Below are 25,163 nucleotides of genomic sequence, written 5' to 3'. Positions count from 1 at the left end.
AATCGTCGATATCAAAAAGATAGCTAGTTAAAACTACAGTAGTTTTTTCAAACCCGCACCAGCGGGTTTTTTTATGCCCGAAATTCCTGGAGCCATCCCAATGACCCAACGCATCACCATCCGCGATGCGGTACTAAGTAAGCTAAAAACTCTATCCTGCTACAACTTCCCCCCGGCCGGTACCACAGAGAGTATCTGCCCGGAAAAGTTACCGGCGATTATTGTGAGCTTTGCGAATGAACCGATCGACCACCAAATGGACGGCGGCACCAGTCGGCAATTAGATCTCACTATTGCCGCTGTGGTGAGGAGCAGCGGAGACATTTATGTCGCACTGGATCAGGCAGCTGTAGATATTGAGGGTGCCCTGCAGGATGCCTCTCTGGGTGGCAGCTGTGACTTATTCCTACTCAGTCAAACCCAGTTTGCGCTGGACCAGGATCACCCACTGGGCGAAGTGCGGCTTACCTATAGCGCCCAGTATTCCACCGAACCCACAGACCTTTAATTGAGCAACCCACAGAAGGCACAACGATGGCACAAGGTTATAAAACAAAATTTTCCCGCAGCGATGATGGCAACTCCTATACGCCAGTGGCGGGCATGTTGGATATCGACCCCGGCGAGGAGTCGCGCGGTTCTGTTGAGATGACCCCGATTGATGGTACCAGCGGGTATATGGATTACGACCCTTTTGGCTTACGTGATGCCGGTGAGGTCTCCATTACCTTGATCTGGAAAGAGAGTGATAGTGGCCAGCAGGCCCTGCGTGCTGATTACGACTCCGATACCAATAAACATTACAAAATCGAGTATCCCGAAGGTACAACGGTGGAATTCACCGCCCACATTACCGGCTGGGGTAAGGCGGTGCCCAAGGATGACAAGATTACCCGCACCGTGAAGTTCAAGATTTCCGGCAAGCCTTCGGTAATGGCAGGTGGTCGATCATGAATTCTATTCCTGCGCCTATTTTAGAATCCGAAACTGTTTTATTTGGCCAGCAGAAAGTAGAGCTGTTTGAGCTGAGCGCTTACCACCGCTGTGAATACCTGCAAAAGACCACCGAAGATATTCCACTGCCACAGAATGAAGAGCTGCCGGAAACTGAACTGGAAAACTTCGGTCAGCTTTGGGCTTTCCAGCTGGGAGAGGTGAGCAAGAAATTGCTACTGGTTGCCTATGCGATTTGGATGAAGCCGGATTGTCAGGAATCACTGGAAGATATTCATCAGGGATTGATCCGCAGCGTTACCCCTAAGCTAATTGATGTGCTTTATGTACCTGCGGCCAAGTTATCTGGTCTCTATGTAGAAGCATCCACTGAAAGAGAGAGCGGCGAACCAGAGAGCGAGGACAACGAAAAAAAAGGCTAGTGCCGGGTTTCTATTTCGCCCGGCAGCTCGCGCGGGATTTTAACCGTCCCGACTATTTCAATATGTTGCGCTCCATGAGTTCTACCGAGTTGGATCACTGGTATGAATATCATTCTGAGCGTCCCTTAAACACCGAAGTCCGGCAGTGGCAACTCGCCCATATTGCCGCCGGCACACTGGGGGGCAAAGTCTCTAACTTCCTACCTCAGCCGCACAAGCCAAAAACCGTGCAGCAACAAATCGCAATCTGGAGCTCCATGAGCTGAGCAATGGCAAAACAAACTTCCATGGCCACCATGGTGGCAAACCTGGAGCTGCGCTCCACTCAATATAAGCGGGAGATGGCCCAGGCCGCCGCACGCAATAAGCAGCTCACCTGCGAGATAAAGTCCACCAGTGCCGCTGGTGATATGTTTGGTCGCTCGATGCGCGGTGCTGCTCAGGGCGTCGCCGCGATTGATGGCCCCTTAAGTGGGGTTTCCGGTCGAGTCGGTGCGCTCAATGGTCTGCTGACCACTGGTGCGGCCAGCTGGGCACTGCTTGGTGAAGGGGTGGCCGGTGTTACCGCTGTTTTCTACAAGAGCATTCGCGCTGCCGAAGCGATGGAGCGGCAACAGCTCAAGATTGAGGCGCTGTTAAGGGCCACAGGTAACGCCAGTGGACGCACCGCGCAGGAGTTGGATGAGCAGGCGGGCTCAGTGGCTCGCAATACCCTGGCCAGCGTTGCCGGTATCCGCGATGCGCAGGGTGTGCTGCTTACCTTTAAGTCAGTGCAAACCGACGTGTTCGACCAAGCCATTGTGCTATCGTAAGACCTGGCAGCAGTAATGGGTGGCGATGCCAAAAGTGCAGCGCTGCAACTTGGTAAGGCGCTGGAAGATCCAGCAAGCGGTCTAACAGCACTGAAACGATCTGGTGTCTCGTTTACCGAGACAGAAAAAGAACAGATCAGGACCATGCAGGCGAGCGGCCAAGTTGCCGAAGCACAGCGCTTCATCCTGGCCAAGCTGGCGCAACAGGTAGGCGGGGCTGGCTCTGGTGAGGCGGGCGGACTCGCCGGGCAGGTCGATACTCTAAGCCAGAACTGGCAAGAGTTTCTTGAGGCAATGGGCAGGACTGAAGAGGCCTCCAAGAGTGTGGGTTTTGTCGCCGACACTGTGAGCTGGTGGCGCACCGTGTTGATGCCAACGGAAGCCGAGAAGAGCGCAGATAAATATTTCGAGCTGCAAGATAAGTATGTCGCGCATCAGAAGCTACTGGAGAAAGCGATTGCTCAAGGTGTAGCGGCACAAATTGAGCAACAGAGTTATTGGGTCGAAAAATACCGCGCACAGCTGCAGGCACTCAAAGCCGCAGACCTGAAAGCGGCAATGGCGCGGCGAGAGGAACAGAAAAAAGCGGCAGAAGCAGCAGCGACGGCCAGGGATCAGGCAGAGCGGGACCGCGCGGCGGCTGAGTTGAAGTGTCAGCAGGATGCGAGCTCTCTGTAGTTGAGTCAGCTGGATCAATTTCTCGCCGACCAGAGTGGCAAGATTCAACTGGATCATGAGCAGCGACTGCAACAAATAGCTGCGTTACAAATTTCTTAACAGGAGCTTAGAAAGCGAGGTTTTGAATCTACTGAGGCGTTGCGGGCTGAGTATGCCGAGCGCGAGAAAGCACGCTATCAAATGGCTCTGGCCGAAGAGCAGGCGCGCTCGGAGAGTGGTGAAGGCGATGATAATCAAGCCGGCGCCGATGGCCTTACCGAAGCTGAGCGCCAGCGTATGGTGGCCCGTTTGGAAACCCTGCAGCTTTCCTGGCTCACCGAGATGGAACAACTGCAGGTGCAGCAGGATGATGAAATGGCTCTGCTGGATCAGGCCTATGCCAGCAAAATATTCGCTCATGATGAATATGAATGCAAACTCACCCTTTTAGAAAACAAACACCGAAAGCAGCGCGAAAAGCTCGAACAGGCTTCCAACAAAAGCAAGCTGAAAATGTTTACTGCCGGTGCCGGGCAGATCTTGTCTGCAGCCGCTGCCTACAACCAAAAAGCGGCAAAAGCTGAAATGGCTATGGCTGTTTTCTCTACTGGGGTTTCGCTAGTAAAGAATATTGCCAAGGCTTCTGAGATCGGTTATCCGCAAAATATTCCAATGATCGCCGGCGCTATCACTCAAGGGGTGCAGATTGCCGGCATGTTGTCATCGCTGAAAGCGCCCGGCGGGGTTTCCGGTGATGCGGATCGCACCATGTATGCAGGTTTGGCTGGTTATGATGGTGCTGGCAAGCATTTGTAATGCTAGCGGTGCCGAGACATTTAGCAGTCAGCATTACATCCTTGCGTCCAACTTAAACATAGTGGGGCAGAGTTGGCAGATGCTGGTGGCCTATGTCAAAGGCAACGCTAGTGGCAATGCTGAATACAGTGGCGCCAGAGGGGCAAACCATATTGGCAACCCGGCCAAGCTGCAGAACAAAGTACGGTTTATTACCCAGATTTTTTATTGTAATTATCCGACTAAAACGGGCGTTACCTTAATCGATTATGTAAAAATCGATGTGGTGGAAGTGCAGGACCAGCGCAATTTACCGATGATTCAAGCTGGTATTGCTAGCCTGCCTACCAGTTCCGCGCTGTCCGGCTCAGATGATGGCAGTACCGCAAAAATCACGATTGCCGCGCATTCGGTGCAGTTTGGTTTCGGCATTGTTAATTACAACAGTGGCAGCATTACTGGGTTGTCCTTCAACACTACGTACTACGTATACTGCGATGATCCAGGTACTCAGGGCGGTGCGGTGACCTATTACGCAACTACCAACATTTACCAGCTGGCCGGTAACACTTGGCGCCGAGGTGTTGGCACCATTAAAACCCCGAGCAATGGTGGTGGCACTACGGTCCCTAGAGATCCTTGGTGTGTTGCCGCAGGCAGTTGGCTGCGCGAAGGTTTACTTGCGGAAAACTGCGAAAGCGGAGCCTTGATCGACTGCTGGGATACAGGCGACGAGGACACCCACCGAAGCTCCATTATTGGCGCAGTAGATACAGAGCCAGAAATACCCCGTGTATTGCTCACCACAGAAAGCGGTGCCCAGGTAATTTGCAGCCGTGAAACCCCCGTTACTGATCGTACTGGCCAAGTGTACGAGGCTCAAAACTGTCAGGGGGTTGAGCTGGGTGTACTGCATGAAGATGAGCCTTTGACGTGGGAAACCGTCGAGCGGGTCGAATGTGCCGGCCTGCGTACTGTGTACAAGGTCTCTGTAGGTGGCAAGAGCTAAGCTGCTGGCGAAAATCCATTACACCGCATAATCACTCACAACGGCGTACATAAATCTGATTAAGCAAAGGAACCCTCAATGCCCAGCTTTTCCCCGATAACAGTGCCAGGCCTGGAGGCCTGGCAGTTCGCCTACACCATCGACGAAGGCCACAGTGCCGGCACTATTTACGCGCAACGGTAACCCAGACCACGGAGCCTACCAACAACGAAGCTCAGGCTGCTGCGGTACTTAAATGCTCTATTGCCGTAATCGACAACCAGAATACAGTACAAACTGATGGTGCCGGCGATCTAATGTCCAGTGTTTATGTCACTACCAAGACACTGCAGACCGATGCAGGTCAGCCGGTAAACGTTGCTGATCACGCTGCTGATTTAGTAGCGAGTTGTATTGTTGAGGTGGCCAACCGCTTAGCTGTGCATAGTTCTATTGCGGCGATGGCGATTCCTAGTGGGTGATACTGGCTGTGGTTTTCAGTATTGAAGTGGGCGTATTGCCGGTGCGAAAGCTCGAATTATAGAGCCATGGCTTACATCTACAGAAAGTCCCCCTAACTTATTGATTTAATTATGGGTAAAATGTGTTCAAGAGCGGGAGGTCGAACCAGACGACTTGAGCCGATGGCTCACTATCTCTGGTTGTTATTTAGGCAATAGTTTATAACCTGCTGTAAATAAAGGCTTTTCTGCGGAGCTTGGAGGCTCCCTCCCAGAAATAGTGGCCAAATGGATAGTGAGCCACTGGCTCATTAATAAACTGTTAAGCACAATATGAAATCTGCATTTTTACTACAGCATTTACACGTCATCGCAGAAGATAATGACTGTGTAAAAGTCATTGGTCTCTACGCAAGTAAAGAGGATGCCCTAGGCGCCATTGAAAGGTTAGCTTCTCAACCAGGGTTCTCTGGTTGCCCAAAGCTAATTGATCCTCTTGAGGACGATGAGGAAAGTGGGTTTTATATTGATGAATATGAGATAGGCAAAGATCATTGGTCCGAGGGGTACGTTACAGTCTAATGCTTAACAAAGCCAAGCACGGACGCCAGCAAAGCTGGCTGGACCTACATTCCGCAGCTTCGCTGCTCCATTTCGGCCCGTGTTGGCGGCGTTATGTGTAAAGTAGGGAAGTAATAATGAGTATAGATAAAGAAGATATTCCAGACTTTTCTGGTAAATGTATTTCAATGTGTTTGACCGACTCGGAATGCAGACATGATTTGGATAATCCACGCTTTGAATATCAAGGTGGAAAACTATTTATTGTTGGTGAGGTTCCAGTTGGATGTGGTGAGTCAGGTTGGGATGCTGGTCATGTTGGCGCAGCTAAATGGGCGCAAGTTAGAAGCTATGTGCTTTTCGATAATTTTGAAGCGTATACAAAAGCAGTAAAAGTGTCTGTGTCGTATTACGAAAATAGTGACGAGAAAAACACATAACAAGTTACTGCATCCGACCACCTATACTACGCTCCCTTTGTGCTGTACGCTACGCTAGCACAAAGCGGCTCCATTCCGGTGGCGACTGAGTAAGGCGTTATGCTCAAGTAGGAATGAAATGAATCGTATATTTCTCGCAATAATTTTGATTACCATTGGCGGTTGTGCGTCCCAAGAGGTGAGGGAAATAGAACTCCCTAAAATTATGAGTATTGAAGGAAAGAATTTCATTTCCGCGGCTGCATTCAAAGAACACGAATTAAGTATCACCAGGCCGGAAAGTGGCGAATTAGTAGTAAATATCCCTGAAAAAGAAGCATCATTTTACTGGACCTGTGGTGGAGTTTACTGGGATGGGCTCATTCAAGGCCAAAGCATATTGGAAGAAGCAGATTTAGTCTTGGACTTTAAAGGAGTCAAAGAGGTTTGGGTCCCTATGGAAGGTAAGCCCAAGAAACTTTATATTTTCGAGGTTCGCTAGCATAACAAGGCCGGGCAATTTGCTCCGGGCCTGCTTGCTTTGTGCACCTTTTGCACAGGTCGCTTCGCTCCCATTTTCGCGCAAAACGCGCACAAGGTAAGCTGCCCCTGCCGGTGGCGTTATGAATTCATGAGAAATACTAAATCAATACTACTACTAGTTCTCTTGGGGCTGACCGCTTGTAGTAATAAGCCGTTCGGCGGGTTTATGCGAGGAGATGTGCCTATGGTTGTCGGTATGTTTGAAAATTACTATGGCAAGCATGTTCAAGTTGTCGGTTATATGTACAAACCGCCTAGAGGCAATGTTTTAGTATTAATCCCGTCAAAAGATCATATTAATTTACAGACACAGCCTCCAGCTAACATATTGAGTTTACTATTATTCTCCGACACAGCAATTAGAAATGGCAGCGTTCACTCAGAGATGGAAGGGTGTATTGGTAAGACTACCTATGTGTCTGGGCTAGTCGGCATTTTTTCTGGGTTACCTGCAATTGAAGAGATTCGTGAAGTGGCGTGCTAAATGCATAACAAACGCAAGCAGGATGCTCCGGCCCTTCGGGCCCCCGCGGGACGCCTAACGCTATGCACATTTTGTGCGGATCGCTGCGCTCCCAGTTTCGCACAAAATGTGCATAGCATTGGTCGCCCCTGTTGCGGGCGTTATGTGTAAAAATGAGTATTCGGATGAAAGATAAGATATACGTATTTCATGGAGAGTCTGCGAGGTACACTTCGGCTGTATTTAGTGATCTCCCCAAAGCAGAGCAATGGATATCAGAAAATGAATTAACAGGAATGCTTACGCTTTATCCGCTTAATCAATCAGCATATGACTGGGCAATTGAAAACCAGTATTTTGAGCCTAAAAAAGAACATCAGTCATCATCAAAATTCATTGCCAGCTTTACATCAGCTTCTCAAGAGCATTATCACTATGAAAATGGCAAAAACTCATAACAAGTGGCGGAAATACGCAGCTTTTGGCTGCCGGACTCAGCACTATGTGCTTCGCCGTTGCGCCAGGCGTTCTGTGCAATTGAGAGTTCTGATATGAGATTTAAGAATGTATTTTTAGCTTTGGTACTTGTTTTAATGTCTCATAGCTCAATTGCTGCTGGTAACTTCGATACTTTAGTCAACGGATGTAAGGCTTACAGCTCGATTTATTTATTGAAGTCTAGGGTTCCAAATGAGGCAGATTTGATTGGTGTAGGATTTTGTTTCGGCTTTATCTCAGGCATCGTGGAAGGAGTAGATTTTTTTAATGGTAACTCTGACAATCCTCTGACTTGTCTTCCTGAGCAAGATATTTCAAATAAAGAGATGGTTAGTGTGGTTGTCGAATACATCAACAATAATCCTGAAACTGTTACTAAGTATCGTGAAAGTGGTGTCGCAGGTGTTGCTGATTTAGTCCGAAAAGCTTTTTACACTAAGTACCCATGTGCAAGTAGCACAGAACAAGGCAATTAACTCAGACCTCCGCTGCTGTGCAGCTCCGGCCGGTTATTGCGAGCGTTATGTGCTCCTAAAAAATTAGAAAGAGAAATATTCAATGAACGTGATATTTAGGGTAGTACTCATTGTCGCTTGCTTCTTTACAGCAGTAGCTTGCTATGTCTTCGGTGTTCCCGTAGGAGGCATATTCTTTGTCATTCTCGGGGTAACTTTCGAGGGCCTATTCTGGGTAGGAATATTTGGAAAAAAAAGAAAGTATCAAACCCGGAATCAAAATAGATAACGCCAGACCGATGCAAAGATCTTTAGCGTCAATGCTATAAACTGAAAATAGGTAGTTCCAATGGAAAGTCAAGCACATAACCAGGCCCAGCAAAAGGACGCGCTGAAAAGCGCCCGCCTTTGTGGGCAGCGTTAACTGCTAAGGAGAGTTGATGGACTTCGGCAAGATTGTCAAAGATACTGAAGGAATCGATCTTGATCTGTGGAGCGAGGTTATTTCTAAACATGAACTTCTTGAGCAAGCCCCGGATAGAAAGGGAGTCAATCCATTTACTCATGAAGAAGTAATATTTTCTGGTGTAGGGGTGGCATTCTACTGCGAGGGTGGTGAGAAAGCTGGCAATATCTGTTTCCAAGAAGGAGCATTGCTAACTACGGGAGTACCTATGTCCGTCTGTTCTGAGCTAGCCAAAATATTCAATGCGGTTGCATCTGAGGATGATCGCAGTTAACAAGCCGCAGCAATCGCTCCCGTTGGTCGCTGGGACAGCCAAAACGCTGCGCTTATTTGTCTGCTCCCGTGCGGGGCGTTATGCGAACTATTGCAATGAAGCTTGTAGTGATCTTAATTTCGGCTGTCTTTGCCATAGGATGTGACACTATACGAGGTGTCACCAGGGTCGCCTACTTCGAACCTGTGCCTGCCAGTGAGTGCGTCATCACTTCAGCCAAGTCCATTGAAGGCCTCACAGAAATAGAGTACGTCACAGAGAGCGGAGGAAGACCATTGACTCTCCATGGCATTGAGAAGGCGAATGTAATTCATCGCTACTGGTACACTTACAAAGGCATTGAAAACGACTTTTATTTCGTCGAATCGTACAATGGTGAGGTAGAATTCAGGCATGGGTACGGTTGTTTAAACTGTTACCCACCGCAGGAAGCAATAGACACAATTTATCCATTTATTATTGAAATGGAAAATCGGCTTCAAGAACAATGTGGCGTAAGCAGTCTTTCATCCGGTGTGCAAGAGTTTTGTAGCGGTGTTAAATGTCCGAACGCGTAACAAGTTGCGCAAGTGGGACGTATTTTTAGTTGCTTCAATTTGTGCTTAAATAGCACAAATCAAAACAACTAAAAACGCCCCTTAGCAAAGCGTTAATCCAGAGGGGTATTGAGTGAATTATGTGTTGATTTCAGCAATTGCTGGTTTTGTACTTGTGCTGATGCTTGGAGCCTCAAAGAATGCCAAGCCAATCTCTATGGAGAATGGGGATGTTTTTCTTACGTATGCGAATTCAATTAGAGGTGCCGGTCTCGCCCTTTCCATTATATCTATAGGTGGTTTATTTCTTACTCTTATCTTCGTTCCAATAAAGACAGAGTCAGATGCGCGAGTAGTTATTTGGCTATTCTCGGCAGCTTTTATCTTTACAGCTTATTTTTATATTGAATTTTTTACGGTAAAGATCACCCTGAAAGCCGGTGGCATTGCAGGAACATCAGGATGGCGAGGGCTCAGAGAATATAAGTGGAGCGAAATAGAAGAGATAACGTATTCACCGGTATCGATGTGGTTTACTATTAAGGCTACAGCCAAAGCACCTCTAAGAATTCACGCCTGGATTAGCGGGATAGATGAGTTTCAAAAACATTATATGGCGAATTTAGAAAAGCAGATCTGAGTTTCAGCTTATGAAAGTGCATTGAAGGATGAAAGGGTCAACAAGCAAAGGCAGTCGGACCGCTTAAGCGCCCACTGCTTTGGGCGTTATGTGATAGAGCCATGAAGCGAGAAAAATCGATAATTGTAGCAGTGGTACTTCTACCGCTAATCTTAGTTCTTTTTCTATGTATCAAAAGCTCTGAAAATTGGAATGCATTTTCAGCTAATGGTGAGATTCAGAACTCGTACGTTACTTGGGCATCCGAAATTCAGTCGGGGAAATACACAAACGCGCAGATTGCAGAGAAATTTAAATCGCTTGCGGAAGCTGAGAAGAAAATATCAATTGGGGCTGAGTTGATTCAGTCAAGTTACTATTTCTGGAGTTTCGTGTTTGTGGGAATTGCAGTCCTTCAGCTCTTAGTCCTCTTTCGAGCGTTGGGCGCACATAACAATCTCGGACAGTGATGCTCCGGCCCTTAGGGCCTCTGCGGGACGGCTTACCTTATGCACGTTTTACGCGGGTCGCTTCGCTCCCATTTTCGCGTAAATCGCGCATAAGGTAATCCGCCCCTGCCGTGGGCGTTATGAGCACACCATGAAGGCAATCACTCTCACACTTATAATTTTGCTATCCGGATGTGCTGCAATTGATGTTTCTGAAACTGATCTAGCAAGGGACCTCATTGGAAAATGTTATGAATTCCGAGAGGCTGGCGAGCTACTCAGAACCGAAGGTTCCGACAAGGAGCGCGTCATGAAATTCACATGGTCTTATTTGTTTCTTAGCGCAGAAAGCCAAGACCATCATCGCGAAAGTAATGGCGGCGACGAATTGGTGAGGGTATTAGAGCCTGGAACACAACTCAAGATTAGAAAGGTTATTAACTACCCATATGGATCAGCTGGCCGTTGTTGGATAGTTAAAGCAGAGTTATTGAACATTGATACAAAAGGGGAGTATGTCGAATTACCATCTTGCTGGGTGTGGGACAAACCTATATGGGTTTACCCACAATCACCATATGAACTAGAACATGATTCGGCAAAAAAGCTACGTATTGAGACTCCGGTGTTAAGAGCTAGCTCATGCTCATAACAAGTCAATTAACTTCGCGCATACGGCGCCGGACGCAGCAAAGCTGTGCCGGTTATTGAGACGTTATATTTCAGGTTCTGAACATGAATTACGTTCGAGTAATAAAATACGCGATATCATTTTACTTGTTGTGGATTATGACAAGTACTGTGCTGGCTATGTTATTTGTTGATGATCTAGAAAATACGGCCAGAACATATATAGGACTAAGTTATCTCCTCAGTTTTATATTGGGGATTCTGGTATATGCGCTTGTCGGCTATAGAGAAACCGCAAAGCCATATGTGTATTCTTCTATGGTCGCTTTTACGATGTGGTGTGTCGATGCGCCTCTAAGCCTGATGATAAAGGGTCATTTTGAAATAGCATTCGATCCGGTTACCTTTGTCATTCCTATTATTTTCGCTATCGGGGCGGTTGCCACGGGCACCACGATCGGTATCAAAGTTCGAAATTGCTCGAAGCAACGAAATATAACAAGTGGGTGATGTTCGTTCCAGCCACTGCGTGGCTTCCACCGGACGACCCACGCTTCGCGCAGTCTGCCGCATACCAAGACGTTAAATTTATCCCTAGTTTCATGGCTACATGGTTAACTTTAAGAAGAAATAAATGAAGATATTAGGTAAATACTTAGATCGCTACCTAGATCTAGCTAGCTCGTCTTTTGGAACCGGATTAATCTTTTCAAATATTAATCAAACAAGTCTTCGGCTCTATTTTAAATACACTATTTTGCTAGGTGTTCCGGCAATTCTCATAGACCGCTTTGTTAGCTTCCCTTTAGGGCTTCATTTTTTCTTGGTCGTGTGTATGTTTCTAATAGTTGTCGCTTTTAGAGCGCTTTATGACGAAAGCTTCCGTCCTAAAGTTTTAAATAATCGAAACGAATTCGTAAACACAAAATACATTCTGTACTTCATAATATATACGGGCTTGGCCGGTATCCTTATAGCATGTTGGGATATATTCGGTTGGTGGGCTTCTCTAATTTAACAAGGTCATCAACCCGACCTTCACTGCATTGCTTTGTTTATGGTTTAACGCTACGCTAGCACAAAGCGAACCACTCCAAATTTTCCGCAAATAGCGGCGTTATGCAAAACTAGAGAAACAGAATGGCCTGTACTGAAACATTCGCGACATTAAGGATATTCTCAGAAGTAATGCATCCTGATGATATTGGTTCGGCGCTTGGAATAAGCTCAACTGATTCGATACCTAGAGATCCTAATTCAAAGTACAAGTCGAGAAGAGAGCAAAATTTCTGGTCCAGAACTACAAAAGAAGATATTGACTCGACAAATAACGTAGAACATTTGGAATTTGTAGTGTCATTAGTGTCCGATAAAGACACTATTCTATCTAGCCTTAGGGAAAAGGGCTGTTTAACTGATATCTTTTGTTATTGGGATTCCACGGGTCAAGGCGGACCAATTTTGAGCGTAGAGATGATGAAAGAGCTAGTGAGGTTGGGTCTAGGGGTTTCATGGGATATCTACTTTGATGATGAAGGAAATGCATAACAATGTGCTCAAGATCCGACGCGCAAAATGCGCGCGCGTCTTAGCACGGCGTTATGTTTTGTCATGAAAGAAGTGGAAGCACATAAGCATTCCTTCAGCACAGAAGACTCGCCATTCGATTTTGATGGCAATGTAGGGGCAGTTACCACCAAGTTCGTCATGAGCGGAGAGCAGCCCATTTTTGAGGCTCTCCACTGGAAGGATGGTGATTGGCAGTTCATGTGCAATACCATCGAAGATGCAATTGACGGAATGATTGTGTGTATGGGGTGCCTGTTTACGAAATTTCCATGGATAGCTGGATTTAAAGATCTGAGGCCCGGCTATGTGGCATATTTAGATAAAGGCCGATGGCTAGTAGAGCCCATCGATGAAACATAACAAGCCGCAGCAATCGCTCCCGTTAATCGCTGGGACAGCCAAAACGCTGTGCTTATTTGTCTGCCCCTACGCGGGGCGTTAGGTGACTAAAGTGCGGAGTGTAATCATAGTTCTAGCATTAATCATGACTGGATGTGTACCAATGCCCCATTACAGTAATCTGACCCCTGAAATGACAGGAGAGGTAAAGGAGAATGGAGTACCAGCAAATAATCTGCCAATTCATGTCATATCAGGGAATGATTCGGATCACTGTGAGGGTAAAAGTGCCGAAACAACTACAAATGCTCAAGGAGAATTTTACCTAGCACCGCTTCAGCGATTTAATTTCACTTCTGTGATTATGGCTCATAGTTTCTTTCCATGGTCTGTTTGTGCAAAAAAGGATGATACATGGTTTCTTTTAGCAAAAGGGGAGTCATACGCACTTGTTGATAGTGGCCCTATGCAAAAATATCAAATAACTTGTAACAAAATACAGCCAGCAACTGAGTGTAAAGTCAATGAAGTTCTTCTCCAGAAAGCGTCATCTAACAAGTGACTATGGTTGCTCCATTTCCGTTGCTTTTAATTTGTACTTAAATGGCAAAAATCAAAAGCAACTACAATTCGCCGGTTGGCACGACGTTATGTGTAAGAGGATTTTATGGCACTTTTCGTATTGGGCCTTCTATCGTTGATAGTATTTTCCCCGTTAGTATTGCCTTGGGGTAAAAAACTACTGATCTATTCTGCTGCCGTATAGTTTTTATTGTGGCTTATGTTTTTCTTGCAGGCGGAGCGCGAAAGTAATCCGGCTTATGATTCAGGTATAGTAGGTGATAGTGCTGCGTTAGGTATTTCAATCTTGGTCTTTGCTATCGTAGTATTCGTACGTAGCTTAACTCATGTTGTCATGTATAAAGTTAAGGCTAATCGTAATAACACATAATAAGTGCGGGCACGACCGCAAATACTGCGTATTTGCTGGACCTCCGCCGCTTTGCAGCTCCGGCTCGTGCCGCGAATGTTATCGCCGAGTCTTCCATAGCTGCTCTCTACAACCCTATGGATATGCCGTCGAAACTCCAGTGGAAGTTGAGCATAAAGTCTGGCAATAAAGGGAGGAAATGGAATCTGCACGAAGTGGTACTTTGTTAGCCAACAGAGCAGCAATGAAAATCCCCAAGTGTGATGGGGTTTGCGCTCTGGATACACCAGAAAAGTGGTAATGGATTCAGCGCCGTACCGCCGTTAATGACGTCTGGGGCATAGGGTGGCGACTATCCAAGCGCTTGGCGGATTTTGGCATACAGACAGCCTATGACCTGGCACAGGCCAATCCGAAAATATTGCGCCGCCATATCAATGTGAACATTGAGCGAACGATTGAGGAGTTGAACGGGGTTCCCTGCCTTGGCTTGGAGGAAGAGCCCCCCGGCGAAGAAACAGATCTATTGCACCCGCTCCTTTGGCGAAAAGCTCACCGACTTACAGCCGATACTGCAGGCTGCTACCTTGTACGCAAGCAGGGCGGCGGAGAAGCTACGGGCTCAGAAATCGCTCGTAAAGTCGATTCATGTGTTTCTGCATACCTCGCCCCATGAGCCCAACTACTACAGCCGCAGCACAGTTGTGCGGACACCATACCCTACCGACGATACGCGAATAATCGTGCGGCTGGTGAGAAAGGCTGTTGCTGGCCGGTACCGGTCAGGGTGCCGCTTTATGAATGCAGGAGCGGGGCTTGTCGAGATTATCCCGCACGCGCTAGGGCAAGGTGATCTATTCACACCAGGCCAATCGGCAAGGGCTAGGGAGACTATGCAAGCCATTGATAGCATCAACCGCAAGTTTGGACGGGGGACTCTATTCCTGGGGGCTGAAGGCATTCAGAAGAAATGGAAGATGCGGCAGGCCTTTACATCGCCTGCCTATACCACTCGGTGGGGGATTTCCCTAGGGTGGTGACTTGAAGCGACTGTGGAAGTTTAACTTTTAGCAAGTAACGCCTAAATCAGGTGAGGCTTATGGCTCACCTGATTTAAAGGTATAACTAATAATCTTTAATTGTTGACTTCTTAGAGGGGCAAGCTTTTCCAGCCTGATGATGCGCAAACATATAGCAACGAATCATATTTGTGCATTGTCATGCGGCCTACATCTGATGAGCTATTACAATCAGAGTCAGGAGGAGTTCCTTCTGAAGTATCTAATTGTATATACCCCGGTGAATCATCATTTTTAATAGGATTTTGAACCGAAAAATTTCCTGTAGACGTAATTCTTACGATTTCATTGAAATCACCATCAATACTTAGGTCGGCATCTACTGATTCGGCTGAAGCTTCCCATGTTCCCATCGTGAGATCTTTCTCAGGCTTCCATGCAATATAACCTTTAGTGGAATCATCTCTTTCGATATAAAGTGCAGGCTCATCTTTATTTTCTTCTACCTTTTCTTGTTCTTTTTCATCATCAATAATGATATTAAAGCGTCCTTTATAATGATTTTCATAATCCACAAGGAGATTTTTAGAACCTATACCTACTCGCCCTTGCTGATTTATACTCAGCCTTGTCTTGCCTCCTGTAAAAAAACCAATCCAACCGGCATGCTGGCTATCCATATCTCCGTAAAAGTGAGCGCCGGCCCCATTACTATCATCGCTAACGCTGTCAGAATGCGCTTTCAATGCAAGTTCTTCTCGATAAGGGATGTAATAACATTTCTCCCTATCCTCCTCCTTATCAGACTCACAATTGTCCTCGTTCTTTTTTCTCTCTATTATAGATATGCCAGAGTCATAGCCTGAATAATGAAATATGGTTGAATGACTGTTGTCGCCAATAAGTTTCATTCTGGTCTTTGTGGTTTCATCCGCATAGTTATTATTGGCAGAGGGGTTAACATTTGAAGTGTCAATCGATAGCCACTCAATATAAGTTTCAGTGGAATCTATCCAATTGCCAATTTGCAATGTGTCATTATTCAGAACTGCTATATCACCTTCTTCAGAGCTGGCACCAGAAATAAGAATTGCTGGATTAGTTGTTCCTGAATCTTTAATGTGTAATGTAGCTTGAGGGCTTGTAACCCCAATGCCAACATCTTCATGAAAACTTTCCGCAACGGCCACACCTGAAGTGAAAAGGCCAATTAAAAATGTAACGTGTACTTTATTCATTCAACATCCCTTATACCTTTTTTATAAGCAGCGGATCTAATTTTACCTGACAGCTTGTGTCCCAGCATAATTTCAGCGATATGGGGCTCGGTCAGTTCGGAAAAGTTTGTCCATGCCGCCTTACGCAAGCCATACATCGACCAGTATTTCATTCAATAACCTCTGTGCCGGCGTAGCCACTTAGCGGAATTGTAAACTATGAATAGCGGTAGAACATGTTACTGCTCCAGAATTAGCTTGGGAACGATACAAGCGCAGGACCGATTCAACAAAACGTTTGGTTGCGGATTACCATGTCTGGGTGTTGAAAGTGTACAGGAAAGTGGCATAGGCAGGCGTTTACATTGCTTGCCTATATCCTTCGTTGAGATCAAGAACCCGTGATTGCAGTCTAGTTGCTGCGTAAGTGTACAGCTTTCAAGTGTGTCAAAAACTGACAAGCTGAGTAATCATGGGGTTTATTGTGATGTTGAACCACCTTGATATTTACACACAAAGGTCTGTAAATGTATGATAGTTGTAGAGATTTAAGTTTGATTGTGGCTCCTGAGGTCGCGGATTCGATCCCCGTCGGCCACTCCAGATTCTTCCTTGTTTTTCAAGGACTAAAAACCTCGCCTAGTGCGGGTTTTTTTCGTTTTGGGCCTTGCGGTGCCAATCTTTGGTGCCAATTCTGGTTTTATCGAGTGTATTTACGTGGTCTGGAGTGCGATTGTAGCGCTCAGCCATGGACCTTGTTTTATGTCCTGAGAAGCGTTGAGTGTCACCCTCAAAATCGGAGATTGCCTTAATTTTGAGGTCATGAAACCGAAAGCGCTCCTTGATTGCCTCACTCTCCAGAGCTGCACGCTGTTCCCTTTGCCATACCGCATTGAAGCCAGTGCGTGTATATCCGCGACCGGTATGGCCTCTTAGTATGTGGGAAGTCTGCACCTTGGTTTGAGTATTGGTAGACAGGGCCATTTCAACGGCCTCTTTTAGCCGGTGTGACGATAACTTTATCTGTTGCTTTTCCGTCTTGGCTTGAACAATTAATGCCTCCTCTTCACGAATATGCTTCGTCGAGAGCGCGAGAACGTCTTCATGGTGCCGCTGCGCACGTGTTAATGCGATCACTGCATGTTTACAACTGGTTCCACCTCCAAAAAAACCAGCCGCAGCCATTTACTGCCATTTGCCCGCACCAGCGAGGCCTCACACAAGATCGGTTTATTCATATCGGCGGTAACAACTTAGCCCCAGGGCGTCCACGTCCCTGGCTGTGGACCTATTGAGGGGCTGCAAGTGGGGGAGCGTATCAGCCCTGAATTGATAGAAGCCCTGGAAGACAAGCTTTACCTCTGGGGCTCGGTGGCCCTGGATCTGGGCGGGGTGAGTGGCAGCAGCGTGTTGTGTTCCATCGAGGTTCACGCCGCGCGCAGTGGTTCACGGCTCAGACAAAAACAGCGCACTGCATTAGCCAACGCCAGCCGGGGCAACCCCAGCAACGGCCTGGGTATTAGCGACGAAATTGCGGCGCCGGTAGAGTGGGCCATGGCAGCGATCAAACGCGAAAGCCCGGAGCTGTACGAGGTGCTGAAAGTGGAGGCCCGTTCGCTGCTGCTGCACGAAGGTCTGGACGAACAAAGGGCAAGCGCTCGCTATCTGTTTATCAGCCTGCACACTTATCAATCCCACCTGCACAAGGGGCGGTTATTTCTCGCTGGCCTGTTGTTTGGGCCGGCTATCGCAACGTAAAACATCGACGGAATGATTGACGGAATGGGGGGGAATCAGTGAGCCGTAAAACCCCTGAGCACGGGGAGTTCTTTTGCGGTGGCTGCAGTAAGTGGAAAGCCCAAGATCTTTTCCCTATTCGCCTAAGCCCCTGCGGCCCAAGCGCTATAAGGCCGACTACCGCAGAGACTACCGTGCCCGCCAGGCCAGCCGATCGAATATCGCAGCACTGCTACAGCGTAGGACACACCAATTTTTTTAAGTCAGGGAGAGCAACAATGAACTGATTCGCCATATTTAGCGATACTTACAATCTAATGATGGACGGGGCTAAAGATTTTATAGAGTCCCACCCCACTAAAGAGGCAGCGCAGGCAAGGGTAAAAGAAGTTGCCAGCAGTGAGCCGTTTATCTACTGGCTGCAGGTCTTTGATAAAGCCACCGACACCTTGACCACTTATCGCGTGGTTAACGGTGAGGCAAGGGAAGATAGGGGCGAGTAATGGCCAGGGGAATCAATAAAGTTATTTTGATTGGCAATCTGGGTAACGATCCGGAAACCAATTACATGCCCAGCGGTGGGGCGGTAACCAATATCAGCTTGGCCGCCAGTGAGAGCTGGAAGGATAAGCAAACCGGCCAGCCCCAGGAGCGCACCGAGTGGCACCGGGTGGTGTTTTTTAACCGCCTGGCAGAGATTGCCGGCGAGTATTTGCGCAAGGGTTCAAAAGTTTATGTTGAAGGCTCGCTGCGCACGCGCAAGTGGCAGGACAAGCAAACGGGCCAGGATCGCTTCACCACCGAGATCGTTGCCAGTGAAATGCAGATGTTAGACGGCAGGGGAGAGCAGGGCGGCTATCCCCAAGGTGCAACAGGTCAGCCCGCCCAGCAACAGGCCCCAAGTCAACCAATTGCACCGGCTGGGGGTGGTACATCCTTTGATGACGATATTCCGTTTTAGCCTGCGGGTGCGATATGACAGCAACAAACTGCCCCCAGTCTGAGGCCTTGCGCAAGGCGCAGGCGAATATCGATAGCAAGGTGGCCGAATTTCTGGCCGGCGGCGGAGAGATTGAACAGATACCGCGCGGCCAGTCCGGTCTGTGCCTGCGTGTAGTCCCTAATACCTCCGACAGTACCCGCCGTAGTTGGGTGAAGGTGCAGAACAAACAGCAGATTAAAGTGAAAAGCGAGAAGAAGAGGGCAGGAAAATGAGCGGCTATTCCGAAGGTGGTCCGGTTTATGAGTTGAATGACCCAAATTATCAGCGCCTGTATGGCGTTTTAGAGCGGGCACACGATCAGGCCGCACGGGGTAAGGGCGTGGAGCGGCATGCGAATGGGCAGCGCTTCGAAGATCAACCCATGCAAATAATTAGCGGGCTATTGGATACCGATGGAGGTATGGCTTTTCAGGCGATCAAAAAGATTCAGGAAAGTCGTCGTTTGCCAGATTTAGAGCGCCGCGTGGTTGAATTGCTTGGGGCAATCAATTACATCGCGGGCATGATCATTTATGAGGAGAGTCATAGCTTCAACCAAACAGAATAATAGATTTAGGAATATGGTACATAAATTTTGGGCATTGCTGCCGCTCAAAACCCAATCTAGCCAATGGTAATTTAGCTCAAACTATTTATTTTATTGGAATTATTTGTCAAACTAGTTTGGCGATATGATTTTATTGGATTATAAATTGCGCGCTTTTTGTATCTTATAAAGTTTTGAGGATTATTAAGTGTTTAAATATCTTGCCGTTTCTGCAATCGTTCTTTTTTCTCAGGTTTCATTTGCTGACACTACTATAGCCAAAGTATATTCTTTCTTGCTGGTTGATAGCACGAAACTTGTCTATGTCTATCCAGAGGGCGGGGTCAAAAATCCACCTGCATGTCATGGTTCAAATGGAGATTACATTTCATTTAGTATGGATAGACCAATGGCCAAGGAATATCTGAGCGCAATTATGTATGCGCACGCCTCAGGAAAGACAGTAAACTTTCGTACTCACGGTGCCTGTGTAGATCAGCCAATTTCTGATACACTTAATTATTTAAGCGTGCTAAAAGACTAAGAGTATAGATATTTCTAAGGGGGATTGGTTTTGCTTCTTTTTACATGAAATGGAAAAAACTTGGATGCAATACCCCATAAATATGAATGCTGAAATATGCACGAAAAATTCGCGCTTGGACTTTTCGTCAATCAATGGAAAGTAATATATATACTCTAAGTATTTTTTTGAGGCAATAGTCGCAACCTTATGCTTTAGCGCTAAAGCTTCAGCAGAGGAAGTTTTCTTAATACCGTATGAGGATATTAAAATTCCAGTGATAATTGCTTCGCCGGATGGTGAGCCTACAGGCCCTACAGATCGTGTGGAGGTAAACTGTCAGCAAGCATTTCCAACCAAGACAGTTTATGACGTTACCTTTTGTAGTTATGAAAACCTCTCATTAGTCATGTATGCTGATGGGAGAAGGGTGACAGGCGAAGGCTATTTTAGAGTCTATTATACAGGTGAAAATGTAATTTGCGATGATGTAATGGCTGATAGGTGGGGAACTTTTAGCTGGTTTGATACTGATTTGCAGCTCTATAAAGAAGCGGCAGCAAAAATACCTTATGCAAGCTTTGCAAATAAAGGTTATTTGGAGGCGTGTGAGATATAAAGAATTTAATAACGTTATGGGTGAATGATTACGTTACTGTTGCTAATTTACTACTTGATGAACAAAGGTATTGTTAGTGCACACTTATGGCTAATTACTATATAAGCATAAGCGTTGAATACGGTTTATAAATTAGTTTTGCTCCCAAGTCTAACCCATTACTATTTTGGAGTGACACGTTTTAGGCGCTTTTGCGTTTGGGAGGTATAAATAGGGCACGTTGCGATTGTTGCCTCTACCGGGAACGAGCTGTACGAGCAATGCGAATGTCATCCTCTTAACCGGTCCACCCCAGGCCGGTTTTTTTTCGCCTGTTAGAAGGAGATCGCCGTGGAATGAAAGAGCAGGTAGCCGGAAGTGCAGGCGTAACCGGTGCCGGAATTGGTCTAACGCAAACCCCTGTTGATTGGTTACAGGTGGTTGGCATTCTGATCGCCGGCCTGGGCCTGATTTGGAATATCTATGCGGTGATTACCCGCAACCAGCACAACCGATATATGCGCGAGAAGCGCGACAAATCAGACGGCAATACCCCCCTAACTTTTTTCGCCACCCGGTGCTCCCTCCCCCATACCACCGGCACCGGGTGGCCCCTTATTTGGAATAACGGCATGAAATGGAAAGCTCTGGTAAAAACCATTGCCCCCACCATTGGCATGGCTTTGGGTGGCCCCGCTGCTGGGGTTGCCGTCAAATTTATGGCTGAGAAACTTCTGGGAGATGGACTGGCCGGCGAGCAAGAAATTGCCGATTTTGTGCTGGGCAGTAGCCCGGAGCAGCTGGCGGAGTTGCGCGCGCTCGACAATAAATTTCGTCTGCAGATGCGTCAACTAGATATAGACGTTTTTGAGCTGGAGGTGCGCGACAGAGATAGCGCTCGCGGCCTGGCTTCAAAAACTAGCCTTTTGCCCCAAGTGGCGCTGTCAGTCTTATTTATCGGTGGTTATTTCGCCCTGTTGTTTTTTCTATTTGGGGGCGAGGTAGCACTGGATGGGACACATCGAGATATCGCCGTTTGTCTGCTGGGCGTTATGAAGGGGGAGATTCCCCGCATTATGTCTTTTTGGTTTGGTAGCAGCTAAGGCAGCAAAGACAAGGATAAAGCGTTGCGCGTTCCAACATGATCACAATCAAAGATGATTTAGCCAAGCTTGAGAAGAAGCTGGGCAAGATGGAATGCCGCATGATACCCAAGGCTGCAAGCCAAGCAATCAATAGGGCGGTGCGCTCAGTGATTAGCGCCGCTATCAAAGAGGTCTCAACCGAGACCAACATCAAACAGAAAGAGATTAGGCAGGCCTACCAGTTACACCTGGCTAAGCGTGACCGACTGCGCGTAGCTATTGATGCAAAGAAAGCGGGAGCAAGAAACCTTATCAACTTTGTACGCCCCAACCAGCGTAAGGCGGGCCACTTCAATGCACTCAATAAGCGTGGCGCACACAAAGCGCCAGGCGTGAAGGCCAAGGCCTGGGGCAAGAGTAAGATCTATAAGCACACATTGATCGGCAGCGCACCACAAAGCCAGTTACTGGTCTGCGCACGCAAAGGCAAGGGCCGTACACCATTGAAGGGCATCACCGGGCCAAGCCCTCGCGGTGCATTCATTAGCCAGCGACTGCAGCAGATTATGGAATGCCAGGCCAGCGGCAGAGTCCGCGTCGAACTCACCCGATCAATCAACAATTAGCTGCGCAAACCCAAGTGAACACCTCGCACCACACACCTACGCGGGTCCTTCCTGGGCCCTGAGCCGTACGGGTCCGCAGCTGCGCGAGGTTTCGATATTTATGAGGCATTTTAGGCGGGAGTTGGTGGTTGGTCATTGAGGTACTAGGGCATGGCTGAAACCAAACAAAAACCCAAAAAAACAACAGACTCAAACGGCTGCCTCTGCTGCAGGAAAAAAAGCCGGCAATGACCAACTCACCCCCGTTCCTGATTACTGGCTAAACAAGCGGCAGGTGTGTGATTCGCTAGGTATCACCGCAACTGCTTTTGACAAGTGGAAGGTGGAGTCCACTTCCCTCTAGGGAAACAAAAATTACTACACCCTGCGCGGCGTTCTGGATAACCGGGAAGAGGCACTAGTTAAGAAAATGTAGCTTGAGCGCCCAGCCTAACCCGTTGGCGATCTGGATCCGATGCGGGAATAGGCGCGGTTAAACAGGGCCACGGCGGAAGCCCAAGAGCTAATTTTCCGGCGGATACCAGAATTTCTATATCAGCAGTTACCTAAAAGTTGGTGGTGGCGCGGCTCGCCTTATCAATCATGTATCGATGTATCACGCAGAGAAAATACCCTTTGATCCCAGTAAGCTTTACCGGATAGAGGCTCGGGTTTATGTGTATGTCGCAGGTGATGCGGATCGCACCATATATGTGGGTTTGGCTGGTTACGATAATACTGGTAAACGCTGCAATGTGCCGGTGCAGATACCATGAGTAGCCAGCACTATGTCCTTGCCGCTGGCCTAAACATAGTGGGGCAGAGTTGGCAGCCCCTAGTGGCCTATGTCAAAGGCAATGCTAGTGGTAACGCTGAGTACGGTGGCGCTAGAGGGGCAAACCATATTGGCAATCCGGCCAAGATGCAGGACAAAGTACGGTTTATTGCCCAATTTCTTATTGTAATTCCCCGACTAAAACGAGCGATACCTTAATCGATTATGTAAAAATCGATGTGGTGGAAGTGCAGGACTAGCGCAACCTGCCAATGATTCAAGCTGGTATTGCCAGCCTGCCTACCAGTTCCGCGCTGTCCGGCTCGGATGATGGCAGTACCGCAAAAATTACGATTGCCGCGCACTCTGTGCAGTTTGATTTCGGCATTGTTAAATACAACAGTGGCAGCATTACTGGGTTGTTCTTCAACACTAGGTACTACGTGTACTGCGATGATCCGGGCACTCAGGACGGCGCTGTTACCTATTACAACCCCGAGCAATGGCGGCGGCACTACGGTCCCTAGAGATCCCTGGTGCGTTGCCGCAGGCAGTTGGCTGCGCGAGGGTTTGCTAGCGGATAACTGTGAAAGCGGCGACCTGATCGATTGCTGGGATACTGGCGACAGCGATACCCACTTAAGCTCCATTATTGGCGGGGTAGATGCAGAACCAGAAATACCCCGTGTATTGCTCACCACAGAAAGCGGTGCCCAGGTAATTTGCAGCCGTGAAACCCCCGTTACTGATCGTACTGGCCAAGTGTACGAGGCTCAAAACTGTCAGGGGGTTGAGCTGGGTGTACTGCATGAAGATGAGCCTTTGATATGGGAAACCGTCGGCGGGTCGAATGTGCCGGCCTGCACACCGTGTACAAAATATCTGTAGGTGGTAAGAGCTACGCTGCCGGCGAAAATCCATTACACCGCATAATCACTCACAATGGCGTGCATAAATCTGATTAAGCAAAGGAATAGATAATGCCCAGTTTTTCCCCGTAACAGTGCCGAGCCTGGAGGCCTGGCAATTTGCTTACACCATAGATGATGGCCACAGCGCCGGCACTATTGTACGCGCAACGGTAACTCAGGCCATCGAGCCCACCAATAGCGATGCTCAAGCGGCTGCAGTACTTAAATGCACCATTGCCGTCATTGATGACCAGAACAACGTAAAGATTGATGGTGCCGGCGATCTGATGTCCAGCGTTTATGTAACCACCAAGACTCTGCAGACTGATGCAGGCCAGCCGGTAAACGTTGCTGATCACGCTGCTGATTTAGTAGCGAGTTGTATTGTTGAGGTGGCCAACCGCTTAGCTATGCATAGTTCTATTGCGGCGATGGCGATACCGAGTGGGTGATACTGGCTGTGGTTTTCAGTATTGAAGTGGGCATATTGCCGGTGCGAAAGCTCGAATTATAGAGCCATGGCTTACATCTACAGAAAGTCCCCCCTAACTTATTGATTTAATTATGGGTAAAATGCGTTCAAGAGCGGGAGGTCGAACCAGGCGACTTGAGCCGATGGCTCACTATCTCTGGTTGTTATTTAGGCAATAGTTTATAACCTGCTGTAAATAAAGGCTTTTCTGCGGAGCTTGGAGGCTCCCTCCCAGAAATAGTGGCCAAATGGATAGTGAGCCACTGGCTTGTTTCTTATTTTTTCTGTGCAAAGAGTAAATCTCATGCAATGGTCAAAATTGAAGAAGCGAATAGAAGAAAATTTCGCTGACTCAATCAAAGGTAGAATCGAGGTTTTTACAACCGCATACAGGCGACAAGATGAGACGGCTAGAAGTTGGGTTGTAATTGATGGAAAGCAAGAAGTAAGTCTTACTGATTGTAATTCTTGGTGGGAGCAAGGAGCATATTTTCATGAGCTCACGCCTACTGATTGCCTAACTCATAAAACTGTAAACGACTCCGAAAGAACTGAAGGTAATCTATATGAAGCGGGTGAATTCAGCAGTTATGATTTTAAAATTATGTGCTTTGAGTCATTAAACATCTCAGCGCAAGATTGCATCAAGTCAGAGCATCCTTTGCTAAGAGTCATTGGCGTTCTCCATAGAAAGCTAGGAAAAGCCAAAGTTAAGGAAATGCAAAAAGACTCTCACCCAATGGTTGCCTATTTTGCTAAATTTCGCATGCAGGCAGAGGCAGCTAACAAGTCAATCAACTTCGCGCCTTCGGCGCCGGACGTGCAAAAAGCACGCGCCGGTTATTGAGGCG

Annotated in this window: 43 protein-coding genes; 39 read left to right on the top strand and 4 right to left on the bottom strand. The window is 47.5% G+C overall.

Features of this window, described 5'->3' with window-relative positions:
• Positions 1-100 precede the first annotated feature (100 nt).
• The 16 genes from G367_RS0101320 to G367_RS0101235 all read left to right on the top strand — a co-directional run bounded on the left by G367_RS0101320 (position 101) and on the right by G367_RS0101235 (position 8,768).
• Complete coding sequence (locus tag G367_RS0101320; protein ID WP_020411290.1) at positions 101-508, top strand: hypothetical protein; 408 nt, start codon at positions 101-103, stop codon at positions 506-508.
• 26 nt (positions 509-534) lie between these two features.
• The gene (locus tag G367_RS24785; RefSeq protein ID WP_020411289.1) at positions 535-954 is read left to right on the top strand and encodes a phage tail tube protein; all 420 of its coding nucleotides are present in this window, start codon (positions 535-537) and stop codon (positions 952-954) included.
• The gene (locus G367_RS0101310) at positions 951-1,376 is read left to right on the top strand and encodes a phage minor tail protein domain-containing protein (protein WP_020411288.1); all 426 of its coding nucleotides are present in this window, start codon (positions 951-953) and stop codon (positions 1,374-1,376) included. The genes G367_RS24785 and G367_RS0101310 overlap by 4 nt, the downstream gene beginning before the upstream one ends.
• Positions 1,376-1,642, top strand: coding sequence for a phage tail assembly protein T (locus G367_RS0101305; protein ID WP_020411287.1), 267 nt, complete (start codon positions 1,376-1,378; stop codon positions 1,640-1,642). Before G367_RS0101310 ends, G367_RS0101305 begins: the two co-directional genes overlap by 1 nt.
• A gap of 3 nt (positions 1,643-1,645) precedes the next feature.
• Positions 1,646-2,188, top strand: a complete 543-nt coding sequence (locus G367_RS0101300) for a hypothetical protein (RefSeq protein ID WP_020411286.1) — start codon at positions 1,646-1,648, stop codon at positions 2,186-2,188.
• A gap of 15 nt (positions 2,189-2,203) precedes the next feature.
• Positions 2,204-2,866, top strand: a complete 663-nt coding sequence (locus tag G367_RS0101295; RefSeq protein WP_020411285.1) for a hypothetical protein — start codon at positions 2,204-2,206, stop codon at positions 2,864-2,866.
• A 138-nt stretch (positions 2,867-3,004) separates the two neighbouring features.
• Positions 3,005-3,661, top strand: a complete 657-nt coding sequence (locus G367_RS26565; RefSeq protein ID WP_020411284.1) for a hypothetical protein — start codon at positions 3,005-3,007, stop codon at positions 3,659-3,661.
• Positions 3,597-4,649 (top strand): hypothetical protein, encoded by a 1,053-nt coding sequence (locus tag G367_RS0101285; RefSeq protein ID WP_211214861.1) that lies wholly within the window; start codon positions 3,597-3,599, stop codon positions 4,647-4,649. The genes G367_RS26565 and G367_RS0101285 overlap by 65 nt, the downstream gene beginning before the upstream one ends.
• Positions 4,650-4,945: 296 nt before the next feature.
• Entirely contained in the window at positions 4,946-5,110 is a 165-nt protein-coding gene (locus tag G367_RS26725) for a hypothetical protein (RefSeq protein WP_020411281.1), read from the top strand.
• A gap of 312 nt (positions 5,111-5,422) precedes the next feature.
• Positions 5,423-5,671, top strand: coding sequence for a DUF7336 domain-containing protein (locus G367_RS0101270; RefSeq protein ID WP_020411280.1), 249 nt, complete (start codon positions 5,423-5,425; stop codon positions 5,669-5,671).
• Between the two features lie 116 nt (positions 5,672-5,787).
• Positions 5,788-6,090, top strand: a complete 303-nt coding sequence (locus G367_RS25915) for a hypothetical protein (RefSeq protein WP_157533289.1) — start codon at positions 5,788-5,790, stop codon at positions 6,088-6,090.
• A 118-nt stretch (positions 6,091-6,208) separates the two neighbouring features.
• A complete protein-coding gene (locus tag G367_RS0101260) occupies positions 6,209-6,571 on the top strand; it encodes a hypothetical protein (RefSeq protein ID WP_020411278.1) in 363 nt (120 codons plus the stop codon).
• 225 nt (positions 6,572-6,796) lie between these two features.
• Positions 6,797-7,096: a hypothetical protein gene (locus tag G367_RS0101255; protein WP_020411277.1), complete on the top strand. Its 300-nt coding sequence runs from the start codon at positions 6,797-6,799 to the stop codon at positions 7,094-7,096.
• A 164-nt stretch (positions 7,097-7,260) separates the two neighbouring features.
• Positions 7,261-7,533 (top strand): DUF7710 domain-containing protein, encoded by a 273-nt coding sequence (locus tag G367_RS0101250; protein WP_020411276.1) that lies wholly within the window; start codon positions 7,261-7,263, stop codon positions 7,531-7,533.
• 93 nt (positions 7,534-7,626) lie between these two features.
• Entirely contained in the window at positions 7,627-8,049 is a 423-nt protein-coding gene (locus tag G367_RS0101245; RefSeq protein ID WP_157533288.1) for a Rap1a/Tai family immunity protein, read from the top strand.
• Positions 8,050-8,468: 419 nt separating this feature from the next.
• On the top strand, positions 8,469-8,768 hold the full coding sequence (locus tag G367_RS0101235; protein WP_020411273.1) for a hypothetical protein: 300 nt from the start codon (positions 8,469-8,471) through the stop codon (positions 8,766-8,768).
• Between the two features lie 212 nt (positions 8,769-8,980).
• Here G367_RS0101235 and G367_RS26405 read toward each other — a convergent pair whose 3' ends face one another.
• Positions 8,981-9,163: a hypothetical protein gene (locus G367_RS26405; RefSeq protein WP_169337089.1), complete on the bottom strand. Its 183-nt coding sequence runs from the start codon at positions 9,161-9,163 to the stop codon at positions 8,981-8,983.
• Positions 9,164-9,437: 274 nt separating this feature from the next.
• Between G367_RS26405 and G367_RS0101225 the strand changes: the two genes are divergently transcribed.
• The 8 genes from G367_RS0101225 (at position 9,438) to G367_RS26715 (ending at position 14,881) form a co-directional block, all read left to right on the top strand.
• Complete coding sequence (locus tag G367_RS0101225) at positions 9,438-9,944, top strand: hypothetical protein (protein WP_020411271.1); 507 nt, start codon at positions 9,438-9,440, stop codon at positions 9,942-9,944.
• A gap of 579 nt (positions 9,945-10,523) precedes the next feature.
• On the top strand, positions 10,524-11,024 hold the full coding sequence (locus G367_RS0101215; RefSeq protein WP_020411269.1) for a hypothetical protein: 501 nt from the start codon (positions 10,524-10,526) through the stop codon (positions 11,022-11,024).
• A gap of 83 nt (positions 11,025-11,107) precedes the next feature.
• On the top strand, positions 11,108-11,512 hold the full coding sequence (locus G367_RS0101210; RefSeq protein ID WP_020411268.1) for a hypothetical protein: 405 nt from the start codon (positions 11,108-11,110) through the stop codon (positions 11,510-11,512).
• 630 nt (positions 11,513-12,142) lie between these two features.
• A complete protein-coding gene (locus G367_RS0101200) occupies positions 12,143-12,550 on the top strand; it encodes a DUF4279 domain-containing protein (RefSeq protein WP_020411266.1) in 408 nt (135 codons plus the stop codon).
• A gap of 63 nt (positions 12,551-12,613) precedes the next feature.
• Positions 12,614-12,931, top strand: coding sequence for a hypothetical protein (locus G367_RS0101195; RefSeq protein ID WP_026304871.1), 318 nt, complete (start codon positions 12,614-12,616; stop codon positions 12,929-12,931).
• A gap of 142 nt (positions 12,932-13,073) precedes the next feature.
• Positions 13,074-13,472 (top strand): hypothetical protein, encoded by a 399-nt coding sequence (locus G367_RS0101190; RefSeq protein ID WP_040627934.1) that lies wholly within the window; start codon positions 13,074-13,076, stop codon positions 13,470-13,472.
• Positions 13,473-14,205: 733 nt separating this feature from the next.
• On the top strand, positions 14,206-14,517 hold the full coding sequence (locus tag G367_RS26720) for a hypothetical protein (RefSeq protein ID WP_026304869.1): 312 nt from the start codon (positions 14,206-14,208) through the stop codon (positions 14,515-14,517).
• Complete coding sequence (locus G367_RS26715) at positions 14,411-14,881, top strand: DUF4113 domain-containing protein (RefSeq protein WP_245556638.1); 471 nt, start codon at positions 14,411-14,413, stop codon at positions 14,879-14,881. The genes G367_RS26720 and G367_RS26715 overlap by 107 nt, the downstream gene beginning before the upstream one ends.
• Before the next feature lie 110 nt (positions 14,882-14,991).
• Here G367_RS26715 and G367_RS0101175 read toward each other — a convergent pair whose 3' ends face one another.
• From G367_RS0101175 to G367_RS22815, 3 genes are all read right to left on the bottom strand, one after another.
• Positions 14,992-16,098 carry a hypothetical protein gene (locus G367_RS0101175; RefSeq protein ID WP_020411262.1) on the bottom strand — a complete coding sequence of 369 codons (1,107 nt, stop codon included), beginning with the start codon at positions 16,096-16,098 and terminating at the stop codon, positions 14,992-14,994.
• A complete protein-coding gene (locus tag G367_RS25910; protein ID WP_020411261.1) occupies positions 16,095-16,250 on the bottom strand; it encodes a hypothetical protein in 156 nt (51 codons plus the stop codon). Before G367_RS25910 ends, G367_RS0101175 begins: the two co-directional genes overlap by 4 nt.
• 466 nt (positions 16,251-16,716) lie before the next feature.
• Positions 16,717-17,214, bottom strand: a complete 498-nt coding sequence (locus G367_RS22815; RefSeq protein ID WP_157533287.1) for a site-specific integrase — start codon at positions 17,212-17,214, stop codon at positions 16,717-16,719.
• A 168-nt stretch (positions 17,215-17,382) separates the two neighbouring features.
• Here G367_RS22815 and G367_RS0101160 point away from each other — a divergent pair, with 168 nt between their 5' ends.
• The 15 genes from G367_RS0101160 (at position 17,383) to G367_RS0101090 (ending at position 25,159) form a co-directional block, all read left to right on the top strand.
• The gene (locus tag G367_RS0101160; RefSeq protein WP_020411259.1) at positions 17,383-17,835 is read left to right on the top strand and encodes a hypothetical protein; all 453 of its coding nucleotides are present in this window, start codon (positions 17,383-17,385) and stop codon (positions 17,833-17,835) included.
• A gap of 296 nt (positions 17,836-18,131) precedes the next feature.
• Complete coding sequence (locus G367_RS0101155) at positions 18,132-18,317, top strand: hypothetical protein (protein ID WP_020411258.1); 186 nt, start codon at positions 18,132-18,134, stop codon at positions 18,315-18,317.
• The gene (gene ssb, locus G367_RS0101150; RefSeq protein ID WP_020411257.1) at positions 18,317-18,775 is read left to right on the top strand and encodes a single-stranded DNA-binding protein; all 459 of its coding nucleotides are present in this window, start codon (positions 18,317-18,319) and stop codon (positions 18,773-18,775) included. The genes G367_RS0101155 and ssb overlap by 1 nt, the downstream gene beginning before the upstream one ends.
• Before the next feature lie 14 nt (positions 18,776-18,789).
• On the top strand, positions 18,790-19,029 hold the full coding sequence (locus tag G367_RS0101145) for a hypothetical protein (RefSeq protein WP_020411256.1): 240 nt from the start codon (positions 18,790-18,792) through the stop codon (positions 19,027-19,029).
• Positions 19,026-19,364 (top strand): hypothetical protein, encoded by a 339-nt coding sequence (locus G367_RS24780; protein ID WP_020411255.1) that lies wholly within the window; start codon positions 19,026-19,028, stop codon positions 19,362-19,364. The genes G367_RS0101145 and G367_RS24780 overlap by 4 nt, the downstream gene beginning before the upstream one ends.
• A gap of 187 nt (positions 19,365-19,551) precedes the next feature.
• Entirely contained in the window at positions 19,552-19,887 is a 336-nt protein-coding gene (locus G367_RS0101135) for a hypothetical protein (protein ID WP_026304868.1), read from the top strand.
• 256 nt (positions 19,888-20,143) lie between these two features.
• The gene (locus G367_RS22805) at positions 20,144-20,485 is read left to right on the top strand and encodes a hypothetical protein (protein WP_040627931.1); all 342 of its coding nucleotides are present in this window, start codon (positions 20,144-20,146) and stop codon (positions 20,483-20,485) included.
• 335 nt (positions 20,486-20,820) lie between these two features.
• Entirely contained in the window at positions 20,821-21,567 is a 747-nt protein-coding gene (locus G367_RS25500; protein ID WP_020411253.1) for a hypothetical protein, read from the top strand.
• A 38-nt stretch (positions 21,568-21,605) separates the two neighbouring features.
• Positions 21,606-22,175: a phage tail protein gene (locus G367_RS0101120; protein ID WP_020411252.1), complete on the top strand. Its 570-nt coding sequence runs from the start codon at positions 21,606-21,608 to the stop codon at positions 22,173-22,175.
• 590 nt (positions 22,176-22,765) lie between these two features.
• On the top strand, positions 22,766-22,930 hold the full coding sequence (locus G367_RS26560; RefSeq protein WP_020411251.1) for a hypothetical protein: 165 nt from the start codon (positions 22,766-22,768) through the stop codon (positions 22,928-22,930).
• Entirely contained in the window at positions 22,927-23,148 is a 222-nt protein-coding gene (locus tag G367_RS26555; RefSeq protein ID WP_020411250.1) for a hypothetical protein, read from the top strand. The genes G367_RS26560 and G367_RS26555 overlap by 4 nt, the downstream gene beginning before the upstream one ends.
• 53 nt (positions 23,149-23,201) lie before the next feature.
• The gene (locus G367_RS26550) at positions 23,202-23,456 is read left to right on the top strand and encodes a hypothetical protein (protein ID WP_211214859.1); all 255 of its coding nucleotides are present in this window, start codon (positions 23,202-23,204) and stop codon (positions 23,454-23,456) included.
• Positions 23,383-23,817 (top strand): hypothetical protein, encoded by a 435-nt coding sequence (locus G367_RS26545; RefSeq protein ID WP_211214856.1) that lies wholly within the window; start codon positions 23,383-23,385, stop codon positions 23,815-23,817. Before G367_RS26550 ends, G367_RS26545 begins: the two co-directional genes overlap by 74 nt.
• A 115-nt stretch (positions 23,818-23,932) precedes the next feature.
• Positions 23,933-24,292, top strand: coding sequence for a hypothetical protein (locus G367_RS0101095; protein WP_020411247.1), 360 nt, complete (start codon positions 23,933-23,935; stop codon positions 24,290-24,292).
• 324 nt (positions 24,293-24,616) lie between these two features.
• Positions 24,617-25,159, top strand: a complete 543-nt coding sequence (locus G367_RS0101090; protein WP_020411246.1) for an SF0329 family protein — start codon at positions 24,617-24,619, stop codon at positions 25,157-25,159.
• Positions 25,160-25,163 lie beyond the last annotated feature (4 nt).

The organism is Microbulbifer variabilis ATCC 700307 (genome assembly GCF_000380565.1).
Taxonomy (GTDB): domain Bacteria; phylum Pseudomonadota; class Gammaproteobacteria; order Pseudomonadales; family Cellvibrionaceae; genus Microbulbifer; species Microbulbifer variabilis.
The sequence above is the reverse complement of the archived record's forward strand: the minus strand, read 5'-3'. Positions and strand labels throughout refer to the sequence as shown.